Below are 19,856 nucleotides of genomic sequence, written 5' to 3' on the forward strand. Positions count from 1 at the left end.
GTGACGGACCTGAAGACAGTCATCGCCGACCTGACCGCCGAGAGCGAGCAGATCGACCGGATGGTCGCCGGTCTCGACGACGCCCGCTGGGGGCTGCCGACGGCGGCCCCCGGCTGGACGATCGCCGACCAGGTGGCCCACCTGTCGTTCATCTACCGGCTCGCCGGGACCGCCGCGTCCGACGCCGCCGCGTTCCAGGCGCTCGTCGAGCGCGCCAAGGGCGACTTCGACGGCGCCGTCAACGCCGCGCTGGACGACTACCCGCGCGCCGCGCCGCGCGAGCTGTTCGCCCGCTGGAGCGCCGAGCGGACGGCCGGCATCGACGCGCTCGCCGCCGTCCCCGAGGACGGCACCGTCCCGTGGCTGGTCAACCCGCTGCCCCCGGCGATCCTCGCGTGCGCCGGGATCATGGAGACGTTCGCGCACGGCCAGGACATCGCCGACGCCCTCGGCGTCCGGCCCGAGCGCACCGACCGGCTGATCCACCTGGTCGGGTTCGCGATCCTGGTCCGCGACTTCGGCTACCAGGCGCACGGCCTGACACCGCCCGCCGAGGAGTTCCGCTACGAGATCACCTCGCCGTCCGGGCAGGCGTGGGACTTCGGCCCGGAGGACGCCGAGCAGCGCGTCAGCGGCCCGGCCGAGGACTTCTGCCTGCTGGTGACCCGGCGGCGGCACCCCGCCGACCTCGCGATCCGGGTGTCCGGGGCGGAGGCCGAGCGGTGGCTCGGCATCGCGCAAGCGTACCGGGGCCCGGCCGGGCAGGGCCGCCTCCCGGGCCAGTTCGCGCCCGTCCGGGACGGTCGCCGATGAGCGAGGTCGATTTCGTCCCGTTGCCGCTCCCGCGCCCGGGCAACGGGAGCGGGAGCGGCAACGGGAACGGGAAGGCGGGCGCGCGGCTGCGGGTGAACGGCGGGCCGGTCGCGGCCGCCGTGCCGATGGACGAGCTGCGCGAGCGCCGCGACCGGCTCCGGCGGGAGATCGTCCAGGGCCGGGCACCCGCCGTCGAGCGGCAGCACGGCCAGGGCAAGCGGACCGCGCGCGAGCGCCTGGACCTGCTCCTGGACGAGGGCTCCTTCCTCGAACTCGACCTGTTCCGCAGGCACCGGGCGCAGGGCCCGAAGCTGGACGGCGTCCGGCCCGCGACCGACGGCGTCGTCACCGGCTCCGGCACCATCGACGGCCGCCGCGTGTTCGTCTACGCGCAGGACTTCACCGTGTTCGGCGGTTCGCTCGGCGAGGCGCACGCCGCCAAGATCCACAAGGTGATGGACCTGGCGGTGGCGAACGGCGCGCCGCTCATCGGGCTGAACGACGGCGGCGGCGCGCGGATCCAGGAGGGCGTCATGGCGCTGGACGGCTACGGCGGCATCTTCCGCCGCAACGTCCGGGCGTCCGGGGTGATCCCGCAGATCAGCGTGGTGCTCGGCCCGTGCGCCGGGGGAGCGGCGTACTCGCCCGCGCTGACCGACGCCACGTTCATGGTCCGCGGCACCGCGCAGATGTACCTGACCGGCCCGGACGTCATCGAGGCCGTCAGCGGCGAGCGGGTCACGCACGCCGAGCTGGGCGGCGCGCACGTGCACGGCGGCCGGACCGGCGTCGCCACGTTCGTCCACGACGACGAGGAGAGCTGCCTCGCCGACGTCCGCTACCTGGTGTCGCTGCTGCCGTCCAACTACCTGGAGGCGCCGCCCGCCGGCCCGCCCTGCGGCGCGGAGGACGACCTGCGGCCCGCGCTCGCCGAGCTGGTCCCGGCCGAGCCGAACCGGCCGTACGACACGCGCGCCGTCATCGCCGAGATCGTCGACGACGGCGAGTTCATGGAGTGGCACGAGGACTGGGCGCGCAACGTCGTCTGCGCGCTCGCCCGCCTGGACGGCCACGTCGTCGGCGTCGTCGCGAACCAGCCGACCGTCCTCGCGGGGGTGCTGGACGCGGCGGCGGCGCAGAAGGCGGCCCGGTTCGTCCGGTTCTGCGATGCGTTCGGCATCCCGCTCGTGACGCTCGTGGACGTCCCGGGCTTCCTGCCCGGCACCGAGCAGGAGTACGCGGGCGTCATCCGGCACGGCGCGAAGCTGCTGTACGCGTACTGCGAGGCGACCGTCCCGCGCGTCCAGGTCATCCTGCGGAAGGCCTACGGCGGCGCGTACATCGTCATGGACTCGCGCTCGATCGGCGCGGACGTCTCGCTCGCCTGGCCCACCAACGAGATCGCCGTGATGGGCGCCGAGGCGGCCGTGAACGTCGTCTACCGCCGTGAGCTGGCCGCGTCCGACGACCCCGCGCCGCTCCGCGAGAAGTACGTCGCCGACTACCGCGACCGGCTCATGCACCCCTACTACGCCGCCGAGCGCGGCCTCGTGGACGACGTCATCGACCCGGCCCGCACCCGCGCCGAGGTCGCCCGCGCCCTCGCCATGCTCCGCAACAAGGCCGTCGCCCCGCACCCCCGCAAGCACGGCAACACCCCGCTCTGACCGCCCTGCCCCCGCCGGCCGCCGCCCCGGCCGGGGCCGGGCGCGCCGGTCGGGGTCAGGCGCGCGGGCGGGGGTGGACGACCGGCTGGGGTCAGATGAACCGGTCGGGGTCAGGTGAACCGGGCGGTCAGGTGAACCGGGCCATGAACCGTTCCCGCGACACCTGGACGGAGCCCTGGGCCGCCGCGGCGTCGTCGCCGGCGCTGACCATCAGCGCCGTGAGCTGCGTCTCGAAGCAGCGGTCGGTGTCGTACGGGTCGACCAGGTAGCCGCCGAGCTCCAGGCTGACCAGCCCGTGCACGGTGATCCACATGTGGTGCGCGACCATCTCCGGGTCGTCCCAGCCGAGCCGTCCGGACGAGATGCAGCGCTTGGCGCAGTGCACCACGTGGACGAGCGTGTAGCGGCCGTACTGCCGGTCGACGTCCGACAGGGAGAACACCGGCAGCGAGGACGCGCCGAACATCACCCCGTACAGGTGCGGGTTCGCGCGCGCGTTGTGCCGGTAGGCGCGTCCGAAAAGGGCCATGTCGGCGACCGGGTCGGCCGACTCGCCGACGCGCGCGAAGTGCTGCTCCAGCCGGGCGAACCCCTCGTGCACGATCTCCCGGACGAGCCCGCTCATCCCGCCGAAGTGGGTGTAGACCAGCATCGTCGAGCAGCCCGCCTCGCGCGCGACCCGCCGCGCGGTCAGCCCGCGCGGGCCGTCCTCGTGCAGCACCCGGGCGGCGATCTCCACCAGCGCCGGACGCATGCCGGGATCCGATCGGCGTGGACTCACCCGCACCTCCCCGCCGCGTGCGCGCCCCGCCCGGTGGAGCCGACCGCGTCCCGCACCCACGATGTCGATCACCTGCGCCCGAGGCTATCCAACGGCCCCGAAGTCCCTCCCCTTCGAGCTTGCTTTCCGTCGCCGAACCGTGGTCATCTCGGCTCATGGCCCCCGAGAAGTGGAACGCGATCCGCGCGTCGCTGCGCGACACCACCGAGCGGTTCGCCGCGCTGGTGTCGGCCGTCCCCGACCCCTACGTCAAGGCCACCGACACCTGGACGGTCGCCGACACCGTCACCCACGTCACCTCGGTGGGCTGGCTCGACACCGTCCTCATCGACCCGACGGCGCCGCCGCCGCCCGTCCCCGACCTGTTCGAGCGCATGAAGTCCATGAACGTGGAGGACGTGCACGAGCTCAACCGCGTGGTGCTGGGCTCGCTCACCGAGCGCGGCGTCGAGCCGCTGCTCGACCGGTTACGCGAGTCCGTGGCGTTCATGCTGGACCGAACGGCCGACCGGGACCCGGACGAGACCGTCACCTGGATCGGCGGCGCGCAGGTCACCCTCGCCGGGCTGTTCGGCCACATGATCAACGAGCTGCTGCTGCACGGCCACGACATCGCGACCGGCGCCCGCGAGCCGTGGGACATCCCGCCGCGCGACGCCTCCTACTTCTTCGGCGAGTTCATGGTCGGCCTCGCGACCCACGGGCTCGGCCACCTCCTGGACGGCGGCGGCCGACCCCGCGAGCGTCCGATCTCGGTCGAGTTCCGCTCCGCCTACACCGACCCGGTGGTGTTCCGCCTCGTTGACGGCAGGACGACCGCGCACCCGCCGTCCGGCGTGCCCGACGTCCGCCTCACCTTCGACCCGGCCGTCTTCAACATGATGCTGTTCGGCCGGACGTCCCGGGTCAAAGCCGTCCTCACCCGCAAGGTCACCATCGGCGGCCGGCGCCCGTGGCTGCTCCCGGAGTTCCTCCGGACCGTCCGCGTGCCCTGACAGGGCACCCCGGGTCGGGGTGCGGGAGCGGCGGGCGCGGAAGATGGCGGGGTGAGCGATCAACAGCGGGTCCTGTATCTGATGTGCTTCGGTTCGTCCGGCTCCCGGTACGCGCACGAGGGCGTGCGCGCCGCGCAGGACGCGGGCTGGACGGTCTGCGTGATGACCACCCCGAAGGGGCGCGAGTTCGTCGACGTCCCGCGGATCGAGGAGATGACCGGCTACCCCGTCCGCTCGGTCTACAAGCAGCCGGACGAACCGGACGCGTTCCCGGTGGCCGGCGCCTTCCTGGCCGCGCCGATCACCGTCACGTCCATCAACAAGTGGGCCGCGGGCATCGGCGACACCGTCCCCCTCGGCTACCTCATCGAGGGGTACGGCCTGAACGTCCCGACCGTCGCCATGCCCTACAGCAGCCACGCGCACATGGCCCATCCCGTCCTGAACCGCTCTCTGGAGGCACTCGAATCCTTCGGAGTGACCGTCCTTCTAGGGGACGGTACGCAGGACGCAAAGGGCCGTCCTCACTTCCCACCTCCCGAGAAGTTCCCCTGGCAAGCCGGTCTGGACGCGCTGGAACACCTCACGCGCACCTAGTTCCGCCGCGACGCGTGCGTCCGCGAGGCGAGCGTTTGCGACGGGGACTCGCCGAACCTCTCCCGGTAGTGCGTCGCGAAGCGGCTCTTGTGCAGGTAGCCCGCCGCGGTCGCGATCGCCGCGACCGCGCCGGGCTTCGGCTCGGCGGCCAGCAGCGCGGCCCGGGCATGGTCGAGCCGGACGTCCCGGAGGAACTGGACCGGGGTGACGCCCCACTCCGCGCGGCAGACCGCCTGGAGCTGCCGGACGCCGATCCCCGCCGCCGCCGCGATGTCGGTGACGCCGATCGGCTCGGCGTGGTGCGCGCGCACCCAGTCCTCGATGAACCCCGCGAGGTGGTGGCGGCGGCGGTCGCGCGGCGGCTGGGTGAGCGCGTCCGCCGCGCTGTGCGGCAGGCCGAGCAGGACGGCGTTGAGCAGCGACTCCTCCAGCGCCCGGCCCAGCAGCGGATGCGGCGGCCCGTCCGCGGCGATCTCGTCCAGGATGTGGCAGACGTGCCGCCAGGTCCGCTCGACGAGCGGCGCCGGCATGATCGCCTCGCCCTCGTCCGGGCGGATCTCCAGGGGCGCCCGGTCGGGACGGCCGAGGAACGCCGCCAGGTGCCGGGTCAGCCGGTCCGTGCTGGTCGACATGACCAGGCAGCCCAGGAGCGGATGGGGGCTCATCCGCATCCCCTCGTCTTGGGAGAGGACGAGCAGCCCGCCGGCGACGTCCTTGCGGCCGGACCGCCGGTACTCCACGTCCATCGGGGCCTGCGGGGCGCACATCGCGAACTCGGCCTCGACGGGCGGGGTGTCGACGATCACCCCGCCGCCGCCGTACCGGACCCACACGAGGTTCACGTCGCCGATGCCGACGGCGTTGACCATCCCGTCCAGGGGCCGGCCAGGCTCCCTGAGCTGGAGGTCGTGGCCGACGGCGTACGGCTCGACCCGGTCGTGCAGGACCTCGGCGCTCGAACTCACGACGCGCTGGTAGCGGGACAGAGGAGGCGATGGGGTCACGTTGGCTCGCTCTCTGGTCGGGGCGCGGCAGCAGGCGGACGGACGGACGGGCGGGCACCGCCGGCGGACGGGCGGACGCCGAGCGCGGCCAGGCGCGGCAGCACCTCGGCGGCGAAGTGGCCGAGCTCGTCGGCGTAGTCGAGGAAGGACAGGGCGATGCCGTCGAACCCGGCCGCCGCGAACCCGGCGAGCGCCCCGGCCACGTCGTCGGGGTCCCCGACCAGCGGGCAGCTTCCGTGCCCGGCGGCGAAGCGGCCGCGGTAGGTCTGGAGCATCTCGGGCGTGAAGGACTGCGCGTGCAGCCCTTGCAGGCGCATCACCTCGTCCACGGCGGGCCAGTCGGCGTGCCGGTCGGCGTAGTAGGCCAGCCGGTCCTCGGCCTCCGCGCGCGTCGGGCGGCAGACGACATGCCCGAGCGTGAAGACGCCGACGGACCGTCCGAGCGAGTCGGCGTCGGCCTTGATGGCCTTCACGACGTCCGCGCCGTCCTGCGGGCCGCCGACGACGGTGAACGCGTGGTCGGCGTTGCGGGCGGCGAACGACCGTCCCTGCGCGGACGACCCGGCGTTCATGGTCAGCACGCGCGTCCCGTTGTGCGGCTTGGGCGCGCCGACCACTCCGCGAAGCCGGAAGAACCTGCCGTCGTGGTCGAAGGGCTCCGTGCTCGTCCAGATCCGCTGGACGATGTCCCACCATTCCTGCGCGTAGGCGTACCGCGTGTCATGGTCGGCGGGCAGGGTGAGGCCGAACATCTCGTATTCGGGCGCGTGCCATCCGGCGACGATGTTGAGCCCGGCGCGTCCGCTGCCGAGCTGGTCGAGCGTGGCGAGCTGCTTGGCCGCGACGACCGGGTGGTGGAACGCGGTGTGGACGGTGCTGAACACCCGGATCCGCTGAGTGCTGGCGAGCAGGCCCGATGCCCAGACCAGCGGATCGAGGACGCTCCGGTGGAAATCGGTGTCGGCTCCCCAGTCCGTCCAGCGCGCAACGGGAAGCAGGAAATCGAGCCCCGCCTCGTCCGCGATCGTCGCGAGCCGCAGATTGTTCTCCCAGGTCGCATGCCATCGCTCGGGGACGGTGGTGATCGCCAGCCCCGACTCGGTGTTGGGGGAGAACAGACCCAGCTGGAATGTCATGACGCCCGCCTTCCTCTGCGCACAGGGCCTCCAGTATCGGAAGCGGACACGAAGCAGGAAGGCGGGCCGGCCTGGCCGGAAGGTGTCATGGTCGACGCGTTTGAATACGCGTTGCCGGGCGTTCCGTCCTCACCCCGGCACCGGAAAGGTGCCCAGCGCGAGTTCCTCGACCGCCGAACCGGGTCCCTCGGCATGCGCCTCGGCGACCGCGTACACGGTGACATAGGCCGGATCGCGCCTCCGCTCGTATGCGCTGCCCGCCAACCGCTGGATGGTGTCGACGAGATGCGTTCCGCAGGTGCCGGACGTCCGGGTCGCGGCGTCGTCCTGGGCGGGGCCGGTCGTGACCAGGACCCGGAACCGGGCCGGGTGGACGCACCCGGGTTCCGAGCAAGTCGCCCCGTGACCTGCGTCGTCGTGCCGTGTCGTGGCGGCGGACATCAGCCGCGCCGCTTCCGCGCCCGCGCCCGCGCCCGCGGCTGTGTCTGCGCCTGCGGCCGCGCCTGTGCTTGCGCCCGCGCCTGTGCCTGCGGCCGTGCCTGGGGCACCTGCGGGCGCTTGCCGGGCGCCTGGCCGGTGCGCCAGGGAAGCACCCTGACCAGCATTTCCATAATCCGGATATTGCGCTCGATGTCGCCCCGGACGTGCGTCCTCCACGCGATCATTCCGATCAGTGTGACGAGCCCCAGATAGGCCGTGACCGTGCCCGCGGCCGTCCAGATGAGGATCAGCGCCGGCTCGCCTACCTGGAGCGGGAGGAAATGGACTGCGGAGTGGAGACCGGCGGTAAGGGGGTGGGCCGTGACCATGGCGGCGTGACTAGTACACTCACGCATGAACGTACCTCCGTGACAATGCCCTTGAGTGTCGGGTCGCGGCGGTGCGTGGAGGGTCGGCACTCCTTTTCGGCGGCTGTTGCAGCAGGCGCCGGAGTGTCGGCCCTTCTACGTCGGGGCCGCGGAGGTCGCTCTCTCTTGGAGAGACGAACCACCACGATGATGCCGTAGTTGCCCGGTCTCCGCAATCAAGGATCTGCCGGATGCCGAGGGCGGCCTGCGCATTGCGGATATGAATACGTTTGCGCAGCTAAGGAGCTAGGTGCAAATAGTTCTGTATGGGGTACTTGGGGTGGTTTTGCCCGGTCGGGCGGGCCGCGGTGCGCGCGGGCGCCGCGTCCGCGCAGTTCAGTGCGGCCGTGAAGGTGATCATGACGGGCCGAATTCCGGCCGATGACTAGGCATAGTGGGTCAGGTCGAAATCTCGTCCGTAGTGAAATCTGACCCAGTTTCGCCGCGACGAAGATCGCCATTCAGGAATGACCTGATGGTCACGTGGAAGTCGCGGATAGGTCGACCGTTCCAACCGCGCGGCCGCGGCCTGCTCCCGGACATGGCAGGGCCCCGCAAGCCGCCCGCTGCGAGCCCGGGCCGTCCTCGCGGGTCAGCGACTCGCGGGCACGGCCCGGGCCGGAGCGGCGCGCACTTCCAGGGCCCTGGTCAGCCGGTCAGAAGAACTTCTTCTCCTGGCGGGGGAGGTTCGCCTTCGGGCCCTTCCAGGGGGCCGTCGGGGCGGGGGCGAGCTGCGCGCTCATCCCGTCCGGCGCGAGGACGACCGGGACGGTGACGGAGCTGCCCGCGAGGTCCACGGTCACGTTCGCGCCCGTGGGGGTCTCGGTGGTGTTGTCGTAGTCGGTGCCCGCGATGACCAGGCCGAGGCGGTGGCCCTGCTTGAGGACGTACTCCTGGCTGAGCGTCTTCCAGTTGATCGAGTAGTACTTCCCGGCCGCCAGCGGCGTCGGGTGGCTCAGCGACGTGCGGTTCCAGGCGTCCATCCAGCCGCGCGCGACCACGTTCAGCGGCGTGGTCGTGGTGGTGGTCTGGGTGTCGCGGTAGCAGGCGCTGTCGTCCGCGGTGCTCTCGCCGAAGCAGCTGCGGGTGGTCAGCGTCTTGATGCCGGAGCCGGCGCCGAGGTAGTCGACGCGGGTGTCGGTGCCGTAGTCGACGAGCAGGACGGTCAGGTCCGAGGTCGGCTTGTCCAGCTTGACCTTCAGCCGCGCCTCCGGCGTGCCGGAGATCCGGACGGACTTGGGCAGCGCGCCCGACACGTACGCGAGCCGGTACGGCTTCGCCGTCGTCGGGTCGGACGCCAGGTCGGACTCGGTGTACCCGCCCTTGTCCGGGCCGGGCAGGTCGGTGAACGTGCCGGTGCTCCCGGGCGTCGTCGGCTTCAGGCCGAGCGAGCCGTCCTTACCGGGACGCAGCGGGACGGTCCGGGCACCCGGCGCCGGCCAGTCGGCCTGCGTGATCCACTGGTCCGGTCCGACCTCGATGTCCGCGCGCGGCTGCTTCAGCACGTCGTTCGGGATCTTCTGCAGCTCGTGGTCGAACCACTTGTGCAGCGTGTCCACCCAGTACTGGCGGCGGATATCGAACGGGTCGACGTGGCCGCGCTGGTGCAGCCACACCTTCCGGGCGACGCCCTGCTTCTTCAGGCCCTGCCACCAGAGGGCGAACTGGTTGTCCTTGACGTTGAAGTCGTTCACGCCGTGGATGGCGAACACGCTGGCGTGCACGTTCCGGACGTCCCCGACCGTGCCGTTCCGGTAGTTCGTGGTGTTCCAGTAGGCGTTGTAGTTGCCGTTCTCGTCGTCCTGGGCCTTGGCCAGGTGGTCGCGGACGGCGGCGCACTTCTCCGGCGGGTCGCTGTCGATGTCCTTGGCCAGGCCGTCCTGCTCGCCCGTCCAGTACTTGGTCCCGTTCATCCGGCTGTAGTCGTACCAGCCGCTGATGGCCGAGATCGGGACGATCGTGTCCAGGCCCTTGACGCCCGTCGCGGCGACGCCGTTGGCGAGCGTCCCGTCGTACGACTTGCCGATCATGCCGGTGTGCCCGGTCGTCCAGGACGCCTTGACCGGCTTGCCGTCCGGCGTGAACGCCTTCGCCCGGCCGTTCAGCCAGTCGACGACGGCCTTGCCGCCGAGCACGTCGGTCGGGCCGCCGCTGGTCGGGCAGCCGTCCGACTTGGTCGTCCCGACCATGTCCACGGCGAGGAACGCGTACCCGCGCGGCACGAAGTAGTTGTCGTAGAACAGCGGGAACGAGATCGGGTCGCCGTTCGCGTCGTACTTCTTCTTCTGCGACTCGTTGCCGCGCCCGAACGTGTCGTAGTACGGGCTCTCGTCCATGATGACCGGCACCTTGAGCCCGTGGTCGGACTCGCGCGGACGCACGATGTCCACGTTCACCCGGTCGAGCTTGCCGTCGTGGTCGGAGTCGACGCTCGACTGGACGTAGACGTGCTCGCGGATCGCGTCCTTGTAGGAGAACGCCGGCTGCGTCACGCCGTTCCGCACCACGATCTTCGGCGTGGCCGAGCGCGTGGTGGCGTTCGCCGCGTTCGCGGCGGGCAGCGCGCCCGCCGCCACGACGGCTACACCGGTCAGCGCCGCGAGCGTCGCGCTCCGGCGCGTCCTTGCGAGGGGCCGCCTGGCCAATCCGCACCTCCGTGATCAACGTGATCTCTCAGGTGCCACACGCTCCTCGCGGAGGACGCGCAGGTAAACGTCGCCGTCCGACGACTTCCGGCGCGTTTTGGTCATACTTTGCCGTTGCCTGCGGGCCGGTTCAGCCCTTCTCGCCCGGACCGTCCCGCCCGGGCCCTCCGGTGCCCCCGGCCCCGTCGCTGTGGCGGGCGGCCGGCGGCTGGACGGACTGGGCGGCGAGACCCGGCGATTCCGACACCTTCGTCCCGGCTTTGCGCGCCGAGGACAGCGGGGTCGTGACGTCCTCCAGGGACCTGCCCTCGGCGTCCACCCCCAGCGTGAGCTCGACGAACGCGCCGCCGCACATGACCAGCGCGGCGAGCAGGTAGCCGAGGAACAGCCGCCCGCGGTCCGCGCCGTCCCCGATCAGCGCGCCGTACAGCACCGGCCCGAGCGCGCCGACGCTCTGCGCGATCGCGAAGAACACCGCGATCGCCTGCGCCCGCACCTCCACCGGGAACAGCTCGCTCACCGTCAGGTACGCCGAGCTCGCCCCCGCCGACGCGAAGAAGAAGATGACGCACCACAGGACCGTCTGCGTCGCCGCGTTCAGCACGCCCGTGTAGAACAGCCACGCCGACAGCGCCAGCAGCAGCCCCGACAGCAGGTACGTCCCGGAGATCATCTTGCGCCGCCCGACCGTGTCGAACAGCGGCCCGAGCACCAGCGGCCCGGTCAGGTTCCCCACCGCGAACGCGATCAGGTACCACGGCGCGGCGGACGCGGCGATCCCGTAGATCTTCGTCAGCACCAGCGTGTAGGTGAAGAAGATCGCGTTGTACAGGAACGACTGCGTGACCATCAGGCTTGCGCCGAGCACCGACCGCGACGGGTACCGCGCGAACAGCACCCGGACCAGCGTCAGGTACCCGCGGTGCGCGGTCGGGTGGATCGCGATCGCCCGGTCCGCCGGGACGTCCTCCAGCTCCTTGCCCGCGCGCCTGACCTCGCGCTCGATGAAGGAGATGGACGCCTCGGCCTCGTCCTCCCGCCCGTGCATCACCTGCCAGCGCGGGCTCTCCGGCAGGTGCCGCCGGACGAACAGGATCACGACCGCCAGCACCGGCCCCAGCAGGAACCCGAGCCGCCACCCGACGTTCGCCGGAAGCTCGTTCAGGAACAGCAGCGTCCCCAGCGTGCCGAGGATCGCGCCACCCCAGTAGGCGCCGCTGATGCCGATGTCGACCCGTCCCCGGTACCGCGCGGGTATCAGCTCGTCGATCGCCGAGTGCATCGCCGAGTACTCCCCGCCGATCCCCATGCCCGCGATGAACCGCGTCCCGTACATGTAGACCAGCCAGCCCACGCCGGACCCGAGCGTGAGCGCCGTCAGCCCGCTGCCCGCCAGGTACACCCCCAGCGTCACCATGAACAGCTTCCGCCGCCCCATCCGGTCCGCCAGGCTCCCGAACACCAGCGCCCCGACGACCTCGCCGACCAGGTACACCGTCGCCAGCGCGCCCACCTGCGTGGACGACATCCCCAGCGCCGCGGACTCGGTCAACGTCCCCGCCACGGCGCTGGCGACCGTGATCTCCAGCCCCTCCAGCACCCACGCCGTCCCGAGCGCGATCACCATCCGCGTGTGGAACGGCGACCACGGCAACCGGTCGACCCGCGCCGGAATCAAACTCCGAATCGTCCGTCCCCCGGACGCCACCGAAGTCCCCACCCGAATCCCCCCGTCCTCGGCTGCCAACGGGGGGTAAGGCCCTACCTACCCGAAGCACCCCGCTCCTCACTCCCCATCCGGCGGCCCCGGGACCCGGATCCGGGCCCCGGGGCCCCGGTCAGATGGTGAGGCAGCGGTTGGCGCCGGACAGGACGGCCTGGACGGACGCGGTGAGGACCGACGTGTCGCGCCCCGCACCCCAGCAGACGACGTCACCCACCTTGACCTGCGCATATGCGACGGCATGCGCCCCCTGGCCCGGCTCGACCGCGTGCTCGACGTAGTGCAGGACGTCCAGCCCGACGCCTGCCTTCGTGAGCGCGGCGGCCAGCGCGTCCAGGGGGCCGAGTCCGGTGCCGGTGTGCTCGGTCCCGTCGATCACGCAGGTGAAGGTGTGGAAGCCGGGACCGGTGCTGCCCGTCCGCCAGTCCGCGAGGCGGATCGGACCGTCCTCATACCGCGCGAAGTAGGTCGCGCGGAACAGCTCCCACAGTTCCTTGGACGTGGCCTCCTCGCCCGTCCCGTCCGTGTGCCGCTGGACGATCCGGGAGAACTCCGCCTGCATCGGACGCGGCAGGTCGAGCCCGTGGTCCGCCTTCAGCAGGTACGCGACCCCGCCCTTCCCGGACTGGCTGTTGACCCGGATGACCGCCTCGTAGTCGCGCCCCACGTCCTTCGGATCGATCGGCAGGTACGGGACGTCCCACCGGTCCGGGTCGCCGCCGCGCGCCCGGTGCTCGAACCCCTTCTTGATCGCGTCCTGGTGGGTGCCGGAGAACGCCGTGTAGACCAGGTCCCCGGCGTACGGGTGCCGCTCGTGCACGCCGATCCGGTTGCAGTACTCGACCGTCCGGCGGATCCCGTCGATGTCGGAGAAGTCGATCATCGGGTCGATGCCCTGCGCGTGCAGGTTCAGCCCGAGCGTCACCAGGTCCACGTTGCCCGTCCGCTCGCCGTTGCCGAACAGGCAGCCCTCGACCCGCTGCGCCCCGGCCAGCATCGCCAGCTCCGCGCACGCCACGCCCGTGCCCCGGTCGTTGTGCGGGTGGACGGACAGGATCACCGCGTCCCGCCGCGCCAGGTTGAGGTGCATGTACTCGATCTGGTCGGCGTACACGTTCGGCGTCGCGATCTCCACGGTCGCGGGCAGGTTCAGCGTGACGGGCCGGTCGGGCGAGGCGTCCCAGCACGCCGACACCGCGTCGCAGATCTCCAGCGCGTAGTCGATCTCGGTCAGGTTGAACGTCTCGGGCGAGAACTGCAGCCGCACCCCGTCCCCGACCAGCCCCGCCAGGAACCCCGCCGCGTCCAGGATGAGCGCCCGCAACTCGTCCCGGTCCCGCCCGAGCACCACGTTCCGCCAGGTCGGCGCCGTCGCCGTGTACAGGTGGACGACCGCCCGCGGCATCCCCTGAATGGACGCGACCGTCCGCTCGATCAGATCCTTCCGCGCCGGCGTGAACACCACGGGCGTCACATCGTCCGGCACCACGCCGTCCTCGACCAGATGCCGCACGAACGCGAAGTCCGTCTCGCTCGCGGACGGGTACCCGACCTCGATCTCCTTGTACCCCATCGCCACGAGCAGATCGAAGAACCGCCGCTTGCGCCCCGGATCCATAGGCTCGGCCAACGCCTGGTTCCCGTCCCGCAGATCCACCGGCACCCACAACGGCGCCCCCGCCAACCGCCGCGAAGGCCAAACCCGCTGGGCCGGTTCAGGCAACACCACCCGCTCGTGCGCCCCCCGATACCGAAACGACCCCATCCCGCTACTCCGCTGCGGATTCCAACCCCCGGAGACGGTTGCGACTGAGATGGTTGAAGTTGAGAAAGGTGTCACCGAGACGTTCTCAGATGAGATGTTCTCGTCGCGGATGTCATCCGCGGGGACGTTGAAGGTGCTCATGCTGGCTCCTGGGCCGTTCTCTTCGGACGGACCGGCGCGACGACGGACCCCGCGGCGGGGGGCCGGTCTCGGTCAGACCCCGCCGCGGCGGCCGAGGAGAAGCGGCGTCCGCGAGAACATGCCGGTAGGCTAACCACACCTCAGCTCCTCAGACAACCTGACAGGTGGACCCACCGATGTCGCTCGGCCCGCTCCGTCCCAGCCCGCTCGTCGAGCAGGCGGCCGCTCACCTGCGCGAACAGATCACCAGCGGCCAGTGGCAGGTCGGCGCGAAAATCCCCGGCGAGACGACCCTCGCCAAGGAGCTGGGCGTCGGCCGCTCGACCGTCCGCGAGGCGATCCGGGCGCTCGCCGGCGCGGGCCTCGTGCGCGCGCGCCAAGGCGCGGGCGTGTTCGTCATCGCCACCGAACCCGACGAGGACTGGACGACGCGCCTCCGCCGCGCGTCCGTCGCCGACGTCTATGAGATCCGCATGATGATCGAGATCCGTGCCGCCGAACTCGCCGCCGAGCGCCGCACCGACGACGACCTCGCCGAGCTCGACCAGGCCCTCGAAGCCCGGAACACCGCCGCCGCGTCCGCGCCCGATGAGGAGTTCGTGGACAGCGACATCGCCTTGCATCGCGCCGCCGTCCAGGCGGCGCACAACCCCCTCCTGACCGACCTGTTCGACCAGTTCGCCCCCGTCCTCCGGGAGGGGCTGCTCGACCTCGTCCGCCTGATCGACGCGCGGTCCGCCGACGCCGACCACGGACGCGAAGCGCACGCCGCCCTTGTGGACGCCATCCGCGACCAAGACGCCGTCGCCGCGGGCGAGGTGATCGCCGCAGAACTCCGCCGCACCGTCTCCCACCTCGCCGCAGACGGATGACCGGCTGCGGACGGATGGCCGCGTATAGACGTTGGGCGCGGTCGGGCGCACCGCCGGCTCGGTGGATGTGGGGATAAGGCGGGCGTGAGCTGATGAGATGCTGGGGTGATGTCCGCTTGGGAAGATCGGGTCGCTGCGCTCTGGGCCGCCTTTGACGACTACTCCGCTGCCGACTTCGTCGCGAAGATGGAGGAACTTGCTGCGGAGCGTCTTGACGATGATGCCGTCGCTCTTTATGAGCTTGGTGGAGCGCACGACTCCACCGGCGATGAGGTAGCTGCGGCCGAGTTCTACGAGCGGGCGTTCGCCGCAGGACTTCCGGACGAGCTGCGCCGTCCCGCGACCATCCAGTACGCCAGCACCCTGCGCAACCTGGGCCGCGCCGCCGAGGCCGTGACGCTCCTTGAAGCCGAGATGGCCGCCGCCAGCGACGACCTGGACGACGCCGTCTCGGCGACCTTGGCACTGGCCCTCACCGACGCCGGCCGCGAACGCGAGGCCGTCGGCCACGCCCTCGGCGCGCTCGCCCCGCACCTCACCCGCTACAACCGTTCGATGGCCAACTACGCCCGCATCCTCCGCGAGGGGTGACGAACTCGCCCGCGTTCTCGCCACTTTCGCGGTGCTCGCGCGTCGCGTCAGCGGATGGGGGTAGCGGCGCGCTTTGCGTCGGCGGGGTGGGTGCGTTTTGCGGTGGGGGAGCGGCGGTTCGGGGGAGGGGCCGGGGGTTAGGTGAAGGCTCTGATCAGGCGTTGCTTGAGGGGGGTGATTGGGGGGTAGGCGGCGCGCAGGGTGTCGGGGGTCAGGGGTTTGTCGAGGACGGCCTTCGTGTGGCTGAACGTTTCGAAGGAGTGGGGGCCGTGGTAGCGGCCGGTTCCGCTTTCGCCGACGCCGCCGAACGGGAGGCCGGGGACGGTCAGGTGGGCGTTCGGCAGGCCGAAACCGACCGCGCCCGAGGACGTCTCGGCCAGGACGCGCCGTCTCGTCCGCGGGTCGGCGGTGAAGGCGTACAGCGCGAGTGGCTTGTCCCGTTCGTTGATGAAGGCGAGCGCGGTGTCCAGGTCCGGGACGTCCAGTACGGGGAGGATCGGGCCGAAGATCTCTTCGCTCATCACCGGCGAGTCCGCGGGGACGTCGGCGAGGACGGTCGGGGCGATGTACCGGGCATTCCGGTCGTGCTCGCCGCCGATGACCACGCGTCCGCTGTCGAGCAGCGCGGTCAGCCGGTCGAAGTGGCGCTCGTTGACGATGCGTCCGTAATCGGGGCTGCGGGACGGGTCGTCCCCGTACATCGCGCGGATCGCGTCGGCGAGATGCCGTTCGAGTTCGCGGGCTGATCCGATGGCGAGGACGTAGTCGGGCGCGGTGCAGCTCTGGCCCGCGTTGAAGAACTTGCCCCACACCAGGCGCCGCGCCGTTGCGGCCAGGTCGACGCCTTGTTCCACGATGGCCGGGCTCTTCCCGCCCAGTTCCAGCGTCACGGGCGTGAGGTGTCGGACGGCGGCCTGCATGACGATTCGTCCGACGCGTCCGTTCCCTGTGTAGAAGATGTGGTCGAACCGCTGCTCTAGCAGCGCGGACGTCTCGTCCACCCCGCCCTCCACCACGGCGATGGCCTGCTCGTCCAGGTAGCGCGGGACGAGCCGGGCGAGCGCCGCCGACGTCGCCGGGGCCAGTTCGCTCGGCTTGAGCACCACGCAGTTCCCTGCCGCGATCGCGCCCACCATCGGCGCCAGCGCCAGCATCACCGGGTAGTTCCAGGGGCTGATCACCAGCACCACGCCCAGCGGTTCTGGGACGGTCCGGGCGCGCGCCGGCAGCAGCGACCGGGGCACGTGGACGCGCTCCGGCCGCATCCAGCGGTCCAGGTGCTTCAATGCGAAGTCGACCTCGTTGATGACGAATCCCAGCTCAGAGGCGTAGCTCTCGACCGTCCCCTTGCCAAGGTCGGTCCGCAGCGCCGCCGCGAGCTCCTGCTCGCCCTCGACCAGAAGTGTCCGCAACGCCTGCAACTGCGTCCGCCGCCAGCGCGCGGGCTTCGTCCGTCCGGCGCCGAAGCCGTGTCGCAACCGTCCGACCACCGATGTGAGCTCCATCAGCGAACCCCTCCCGAAATGCAACGCCGCGTTGCATTTCGCTCGAACCCTAGCGCGCGGAAAAGTGCACCGCAACGTCGCGTTGCACTATCATGTGTCCATGAGCGGACCCCGGCGGCAGCGCGAGATCTTCGATGCGGCCCTGCGTGACCTGGCCCGATACGGGTTCGACGCGATGACGATCGAGGGCGTGGCCGAGCGCGCCGGGGTGAACAAGACCACGATCTACCGCTGGTGGCCGTCCAAACCGGCGCTGATCGGAGCCGCCCTCGTGGACGCGCCGCTCCTCGACCTCCCGATGCCGGACACCGGCACCCTGCGCGGCGACCTGACCGCCCTGGCGGACGGCCTCATCCGGCTCGTCACCGGCGAGACGGAGGGCGGCGCGGCCCGAGCGGCGCTGGCCGCCGCCGTGACCAACCCCGAGCTGGCCGCGCGCTTCCACACCTTTTTCGCCGACCGGCTCTCCCGCGAGCAAGCCGTGGTCGATCGCGCCGTCGAACGCGGCGAACTCCCCGCCGGCACCGACACCAAGCTGCTCATGGATCTGCTGGCAGGCGCCGTCTGGGTCCGGGCCGCCTTCCGCGGCGAGACCGTGCCTCCGGACTTCGCGGGACGCGTCGTCTCCGCCGTCCTCGACGGCCTCGCCTGACCCCCACCTGCCGACCTCGGACGAGGCCGTCCGGGCCCTGCGCGCGGCCGAAAACCGGATGGTGTCCGGCGAAGCGAGGGCCCTGGACGACCGGTTGATGGCGCAGCCGCTCGGCACGCTGTCCGCTGGTCAGCGCCGCCGCGTCGAGGTGGTGCGGGTGCTTTTCGGCGAGGCCGGAGTCCTGCTTCTGGACGAGCCGACCAACCACCTCGGCGCGGCGTCCCGCGCGGAGGTGCTGCGCGCCGTCGCCGAGTACCGGGGCGCGATCGTCATGGTCACGCACGACCCGGCAGCGGTCGAGGCCCTCCGCCCCGACCGCGTCCTCGTCCTCCCGGACGCGGCCGAGGACCTCTGGAGCCCCGACTACGCCGACATGGTCGCCCTCGTGTGACCCGGTCGGCCCGCGTGATTTCGTGCGTCAGGTCTCGATGAGGCAGGCCTTCTCGCGGCAATATTGCGGTGACCTGCCGCAATGCCTGGAAAACAGGCTCTGACCTGCGACTTCACATGCCATTGGTTGGCAACATTTGGTGCTGTCAACCAGCCTCGGACGGAACAGGGCCGGAACTAGGCTCAGCCGTCGTCAGCCTGCCCCTCGGCTCGTCCTTTCGGTGGCCGGCCGCCCTTGCGGGATCGCCGCTCGGCGAGTTCCTCCTCCGCTCGATCCAGGTCGGCAATGTCTTCCTCGCTTCCGTGTTCGCGGATGCGTGCGCGCATGTGGTCCACAAGGTCTCCGGCCCGATTCACGCCGAGCTTGCTGCAGACGCGGCCGTAGGCGGCCCAGATCCCATCGGGCACGCGTACTTGCCGTACGCGGGTGTGGTCGTCGCTCACGGTTGCCTCTCCCTCGTGTCAGTACAAGGAATCTTCCCACGGGGGTTGTGTACGTACAAGGTTACGAGTTACCGTGTACGTACACAGTTAGAGGAGCGAGGGAGTCGGGACATGGCGAAGCGGCACACCACCAAGACGGCGACCTGCCGCGGCTGCTACGCCACCCTCCGCGCCTCCAAGTCCGTCGCCCGCGGCTTCGGCGATGTGTGTTGGCGCCGCAAGGTCCGTCAGGACGCCGAGCGTCTCGCGCTCGTCACCGCGACCGCTGCGGTCGACGTGTCGGAGTTCAAGGACGCGGCGCCGGTGCTGGCCAAGGCCGAGCAGCTCATCGAGGACGGCGCGATCGTCCGCACCCGGCACGCCGGGCAGTACCTCGCCAGCGGCTCGGACGGCGTGTCCACCTACCTCGTCGACACCATCGAGCGCTCCTGCACCTGCAAGGCCGGGGCTCGTCTCGGCCGCTGCAACCACCTGGTCGCCGCGTCGATCCTCGACCACTTCGCCCTGCTGCTCGCCGCCTGACCCCCGCCAACGAAGCGGGCCCGGCTCAGCGATTCCCCCGCTGGCCGGGCCCTGATCCGACACCCAAGGAGGGCCGATCCGATGACCAGCACTACGACGATCGAGGCTGAGACGGTCCCGGTCACCACCGCGCCGTCCGGCACGGCCACGGTGACGAGCCTCCCGCAGGTCGACTACCCGCTTCCGGCGTGGCTGCCCTACGGCTGCCCCGCCTGGTGCGGGTACGGCGACGAGCACGACGAGGACACGCACTACGACGACAGGAACCACGGCGGGTTCGCCTTCAACCTGGTCCTCACCGCCTTCTCCAGCGCGATCAGCGACGATCGCGACATCGCGACCGAGAGGCCCGAGCTCAACATGAACCTCGTGCAGCACTACCGGGAGGTCGAGCCGCGGATCTGGATCGGTTTCAACGGCACGAACAAGGGCGTTCACGTCACGATCAGCGAGGCGGAGAAGGCGGCGCGGCACCTGCTGGACATGGTCGCGGCCGCGCACGCGGCGGCGGCGCGATGAACGCCGAGAGCAGGGAGGCGTTCGCGCTGACCCTCAAGGACTTCATCCGCATCCGGACCGCCCACGGCAGCGACGCCGCGCTGATGTTCGTCCGGCTCGTCGACGCGGTCCTGCACGAAGTGATCGACGAGGACGAGTTCTTCGAGCTGGCGCTGCCGATCACCGAGCGCGGCGACTGCCAGGCCGCCGCGGCGCGCCTGCCCGAGCCGATCCGCACCTGAACAAGGCGGCCCCCGCCGTGGCGAC

The 19,856-nt window shown here is 71.2% G+C and carries 21 protein-coding genes; 11 read left to right on the top strand and 10 right to left on the bottom strand.

The window, feature by feature from the left end:
• Positions 1-813: a TIGR03084 family metal-binding protein gene (locus FHU30_RS07120; protein WP_253873196.1), complete on the top strand. Its 813-nt coding sequence runs from the start codon at positions 1-3 to the stop codon at positions 811-813.
• 125 nt (positions 814-938) lie between these two features.
• A complete protein-coding gene (locus FHU30_RS07125; RefSeq protein WP_253873888.1) occupies positions 939-2,480 on the top strand; it encodes an acyl-CoA carboxylase subunit beta in 1,542 nt (513 codons plus the stop codon).
• Positions 2,481-2,607: 127 nt separating this feature from the next.
• On the opposite strand, the gene FHU30_RS07130 is transcribed toward FHU30_RS07125, so the two are convergent.
• Positions 2,608-3,261 carry a TetR/AcrR family transcriptional regulator gene (locus tag FHU30_RS07130; protein WP_253873198.1) on the bottom strand — a complete coding sequence of 218 codons (654 nt, stop codon included), beginning with the start codon at positions 3,259-3,261 and terminating at the stop codon, positions 2,608-2,610.
• Positions 3,262-3,416: 155 nt separating this feature from the next.
• On the opposite strand from FHU30_RS07130, the gene FHU30_RS07135 reads away from it, so the two are divergent.
• A complete protein-coding gene (locus FHU30_RS07135) occupies positions 3,417-4,256 on the top strand; it encodes a maleylpyruvate isomerase N-terminal domain-containing protein (RefSeq protein ID WP_253873201.1) in 840 nt (279 codons plus the stop codon).
• A 51-nt stretch (positions 4,257-4,307) separates the two neighbouring features.
• Positions 4,308-4,853 carry a flavoprotein gene (locus FHU30_RS07140; RefSeq protein ID WP_253873203.1) on the top strand — a complete coding sequence of 182 codons (546 nt, stop codon included), beginning with the start codon at positions 4,308-4,310 and terminating at the stop codon, positions 4,851-4,853.
• Here the strand turns inward: FHU30_RS07140 and FHU30_RS46915 are convergent.
• The 7 genes from FHU30_RS46915 to leuA all read right to left on the bottom strand — a co-directional run bounded on the left by FHU30_RS46915 (position 4,850) and on the right by leuA (position 13,974).
• Positions 4,850-5,818: an AraC family transcriptional regulator gene (locus FHU30_RS46915; protein ID WP_253873206.1), complete on the bottom strand. Its 969-nt coding sequence runs from the start codon at positions 5,816-5,818 to the stop codon at positions 4,850-4,852. The two genes, FHU30_RS07140 and FHU30_RS46915, sit on opposite strands and share 4 nt — an antisense overlap.
• A gap of 35 nt (positions 5,819-5,853) precedes the next feature.
• Complete coding sequence (locus FHU30_RS07150) at positions 5,854-6,993, bottom strand: LLM class flavin-dependent oxidoreductase (protein WP_253873209.1); 1,140 nt, start codon at positions 6,991-6,993, stop codon at positions 5,854-5,856.
• A 129-nt stretch (positions 6,994-7,122) separates the two neighbouring features.
• Entirely contained in the window at positions 7,123-7,434 is a 312-nt protein-coding gene (locus FHU30_RS07155) for a hypothetical protein (RefSeq protein WP_253873212.1), read from the bottom strand.
• A complete protein-coding gene (locus tag FHU30_RS07160) occupies positions 7,434-7,802 on the bottom strand; it encodes a hypothetical protein (protein WP_253873215.1) in 369 nt (122 codons plus the stop codon). Before FHU30_RS07160 ends, FHU30_RS07155 begins: the two co-directional genes overlap by 1 nt.
• Before the next feature lie 695 nt (positions 7,803-8,497).
• Entirely contained in the window at positions 8,498-10,486 is a 1,989-nt protein-coding gene (locus FHU30_RS07165; RefSeq protein ID WP_253873217.1) for a Xaa-Pro dipeptidyl-peptidase, read from the bottom strand.
• Between the two features lie 130 nt (positions 10,487-10,616).
• Positions 10,617-12,164, bottom strand: a complete 1,548-nt coding sequence (locus tag FHU30_RS07170) for an MFS transporter (RefSeq protein WP_253873220.1) — start codon at positions 12,162-12,164, stop codon at positions 10,617-10,619.
• Between the two features lie 160 nt (positions 12,165-12,324).
• Positions 12,325-13,974, bottom strand: coding sequence for a 2-isopropylmalate synthase (leuA, locus tag FHU30_RS07175; protein ID WP_253873222.1), 1,650 nt, complete (start codon positions 13,972-13,974; stop codon positions 12,325-12,327).
• 305 nt (positions 13,975-14,279) lie between these two features.
• On the opposite strand from leuA, the gene FHU30_RS07180 reads away from it, so the two are divergent.
• Both FHU30_RS07180 and FHU30_RS07185 read left to right on the top strand, forming a co-directional pair.
• Positions 14,280-14,987 (top strand): FadR/GntR family transcriptional regulator, encoded by a 708-nt coding sequence (locus tag FHU30_RS07180; RefSeq protein ID WP_253873224.1) that lies wholly within the window; start codon positions 14,280-14,282, stop codon positions 14,985-14,987.
• Positions 14,988-15,095: 108 nt separating this feature from the next.
• Entirely contained in the window at positions 15,096-15,578 is a 483-nt protein-coding gene (locus FHU30_RS07185) for a tetratricopeptide repeat protein (protein ID WP_253873227.1), read from the top strand.
• Positions 15,579-15,715: 137 nt separating this feature from the next.
• On the opposite strand, the gene FHU30_RS07190 is transcribed toward FHU30_RS07185, so the two are convergent.
• Entirely contained in the window at positions 15,716-17,083 is a 1,368-nt protein-coding gene (locus FHU30_RS07190; RefSeq protein WP_253873230.1) for an aldehyde dehydrogenase family protein, read from the bottom strand.
• 100 nt (positions 17,084-17,183) lie between these two features.
• Here FHU30_RS07190 and FHU30_RS07195 point away from each other — a divergent pair, with 100 nt between their 5' ends.
• Both FHU30_RS07195 and FHU30_RS07200 read left to right on the top strand, forming a co-directional pair.
• Positions 17,184-17,735: a TetR/AcrR family transcriptional regulator gene (locus FHU30_RS07195; RefSeq protein ID WP_253873232.1), complete on the top strand. Its 552-nt coding sequence runs from the start codon at positions 17,184-17,186 to the stop codon at positions 17,733-17,735.
• A gap of 97 nt (positions 17,736-17,832) precedes the next feature.
• Positions 17,833-18,126 carry an ATP-binding cassette domain-containing protein gene (locus FHU30_RS07200; protein WP_253873235.1) on the top strand — a complete coding sequence of 98 codons (294 nt, stop codon included), beginning with the start codon at positions 17,833-17,835 and terminating at the stop codon, positions 18,124-18,126.
• Between the two features lie 182 nt (positions 18,127-18,308).
• Here FHU30_RS07200 and FHU30_RS07205 read toward each other — a convergent pair whose 3' ends face one another.
• The gene (locus tag FHU30_RS07205) at positions 18,309-18,569 is read right to left on the bottom strand and encodes a hypothetical protein (protein ID WP_253873237.1); all 261 of its coding nucleotides are present in this window, start codon (positions 18,567-18,569) and stop codon (positions 18,309-18,311) included.
• A 111-nt stretch (positions 18,570-18,680) separates the two neighbouring features.
• Between FHU30_RS07205 and FHU30_RS07210 the strand changes: the two genes are divergently transcribed.
• The 3 genes from FHU30_RS07210 to FHU30_RS07220 all read left to right on the top strand — a co-directional run bounded on the left by FHU30_RS07210 (position 18,681) and on the right by FHU30_RS07220 (position 19,831).
• Entirely contained in the window at positions 18,681-19,091 is a 411-nt protein-coding gene (locus FHU30_RS07210; protein ID WP_253873239.1) for a DUF6011 domain-containing protein, read from the top strand.
• Between the two features lie 81 nt (positions 19,092-19,172).
• Positions 19,173-19,610 (top strand): DUF6907 domain-containing protein, encoded by a 438-nt coding sequence (locus FHU30_RS07215; RefSeq protein WP_253873241.1) that lies wholly within the window; start codon positions 19,173-19,175, stop codon positions 19,608-19,610.
• Positions 19,607-19,831 carry a hypothetical protein gene (locus tag FHU30_RS07220; protein ID WP_253873244.1) on the top strand — a complete coding sequence of 75 codons (225 nt, stop codon included), beginning with the start codon at positions 19,607-19,609 and terminating at the stop codon, positions 19,829-19,831. Before FHU30_RS07215 ends, FHU30_RS07220 begins: the two co-directional genes overlap by 4 nt.
• Positions 19,832-19,856: the final 25 nt, after the last annotated feature.

Origin of the sequence: Actinomadura rupiterrae (genome assembly GCF_024172125.1) — a bacterium.
GTDB classification, from domain to species: Bacteria; Actinomycetota; Actinomycetes; order Streptosporangiales; family Streptosporangiaceae; genus Spirillospora; species Spirillospora rupiterrae.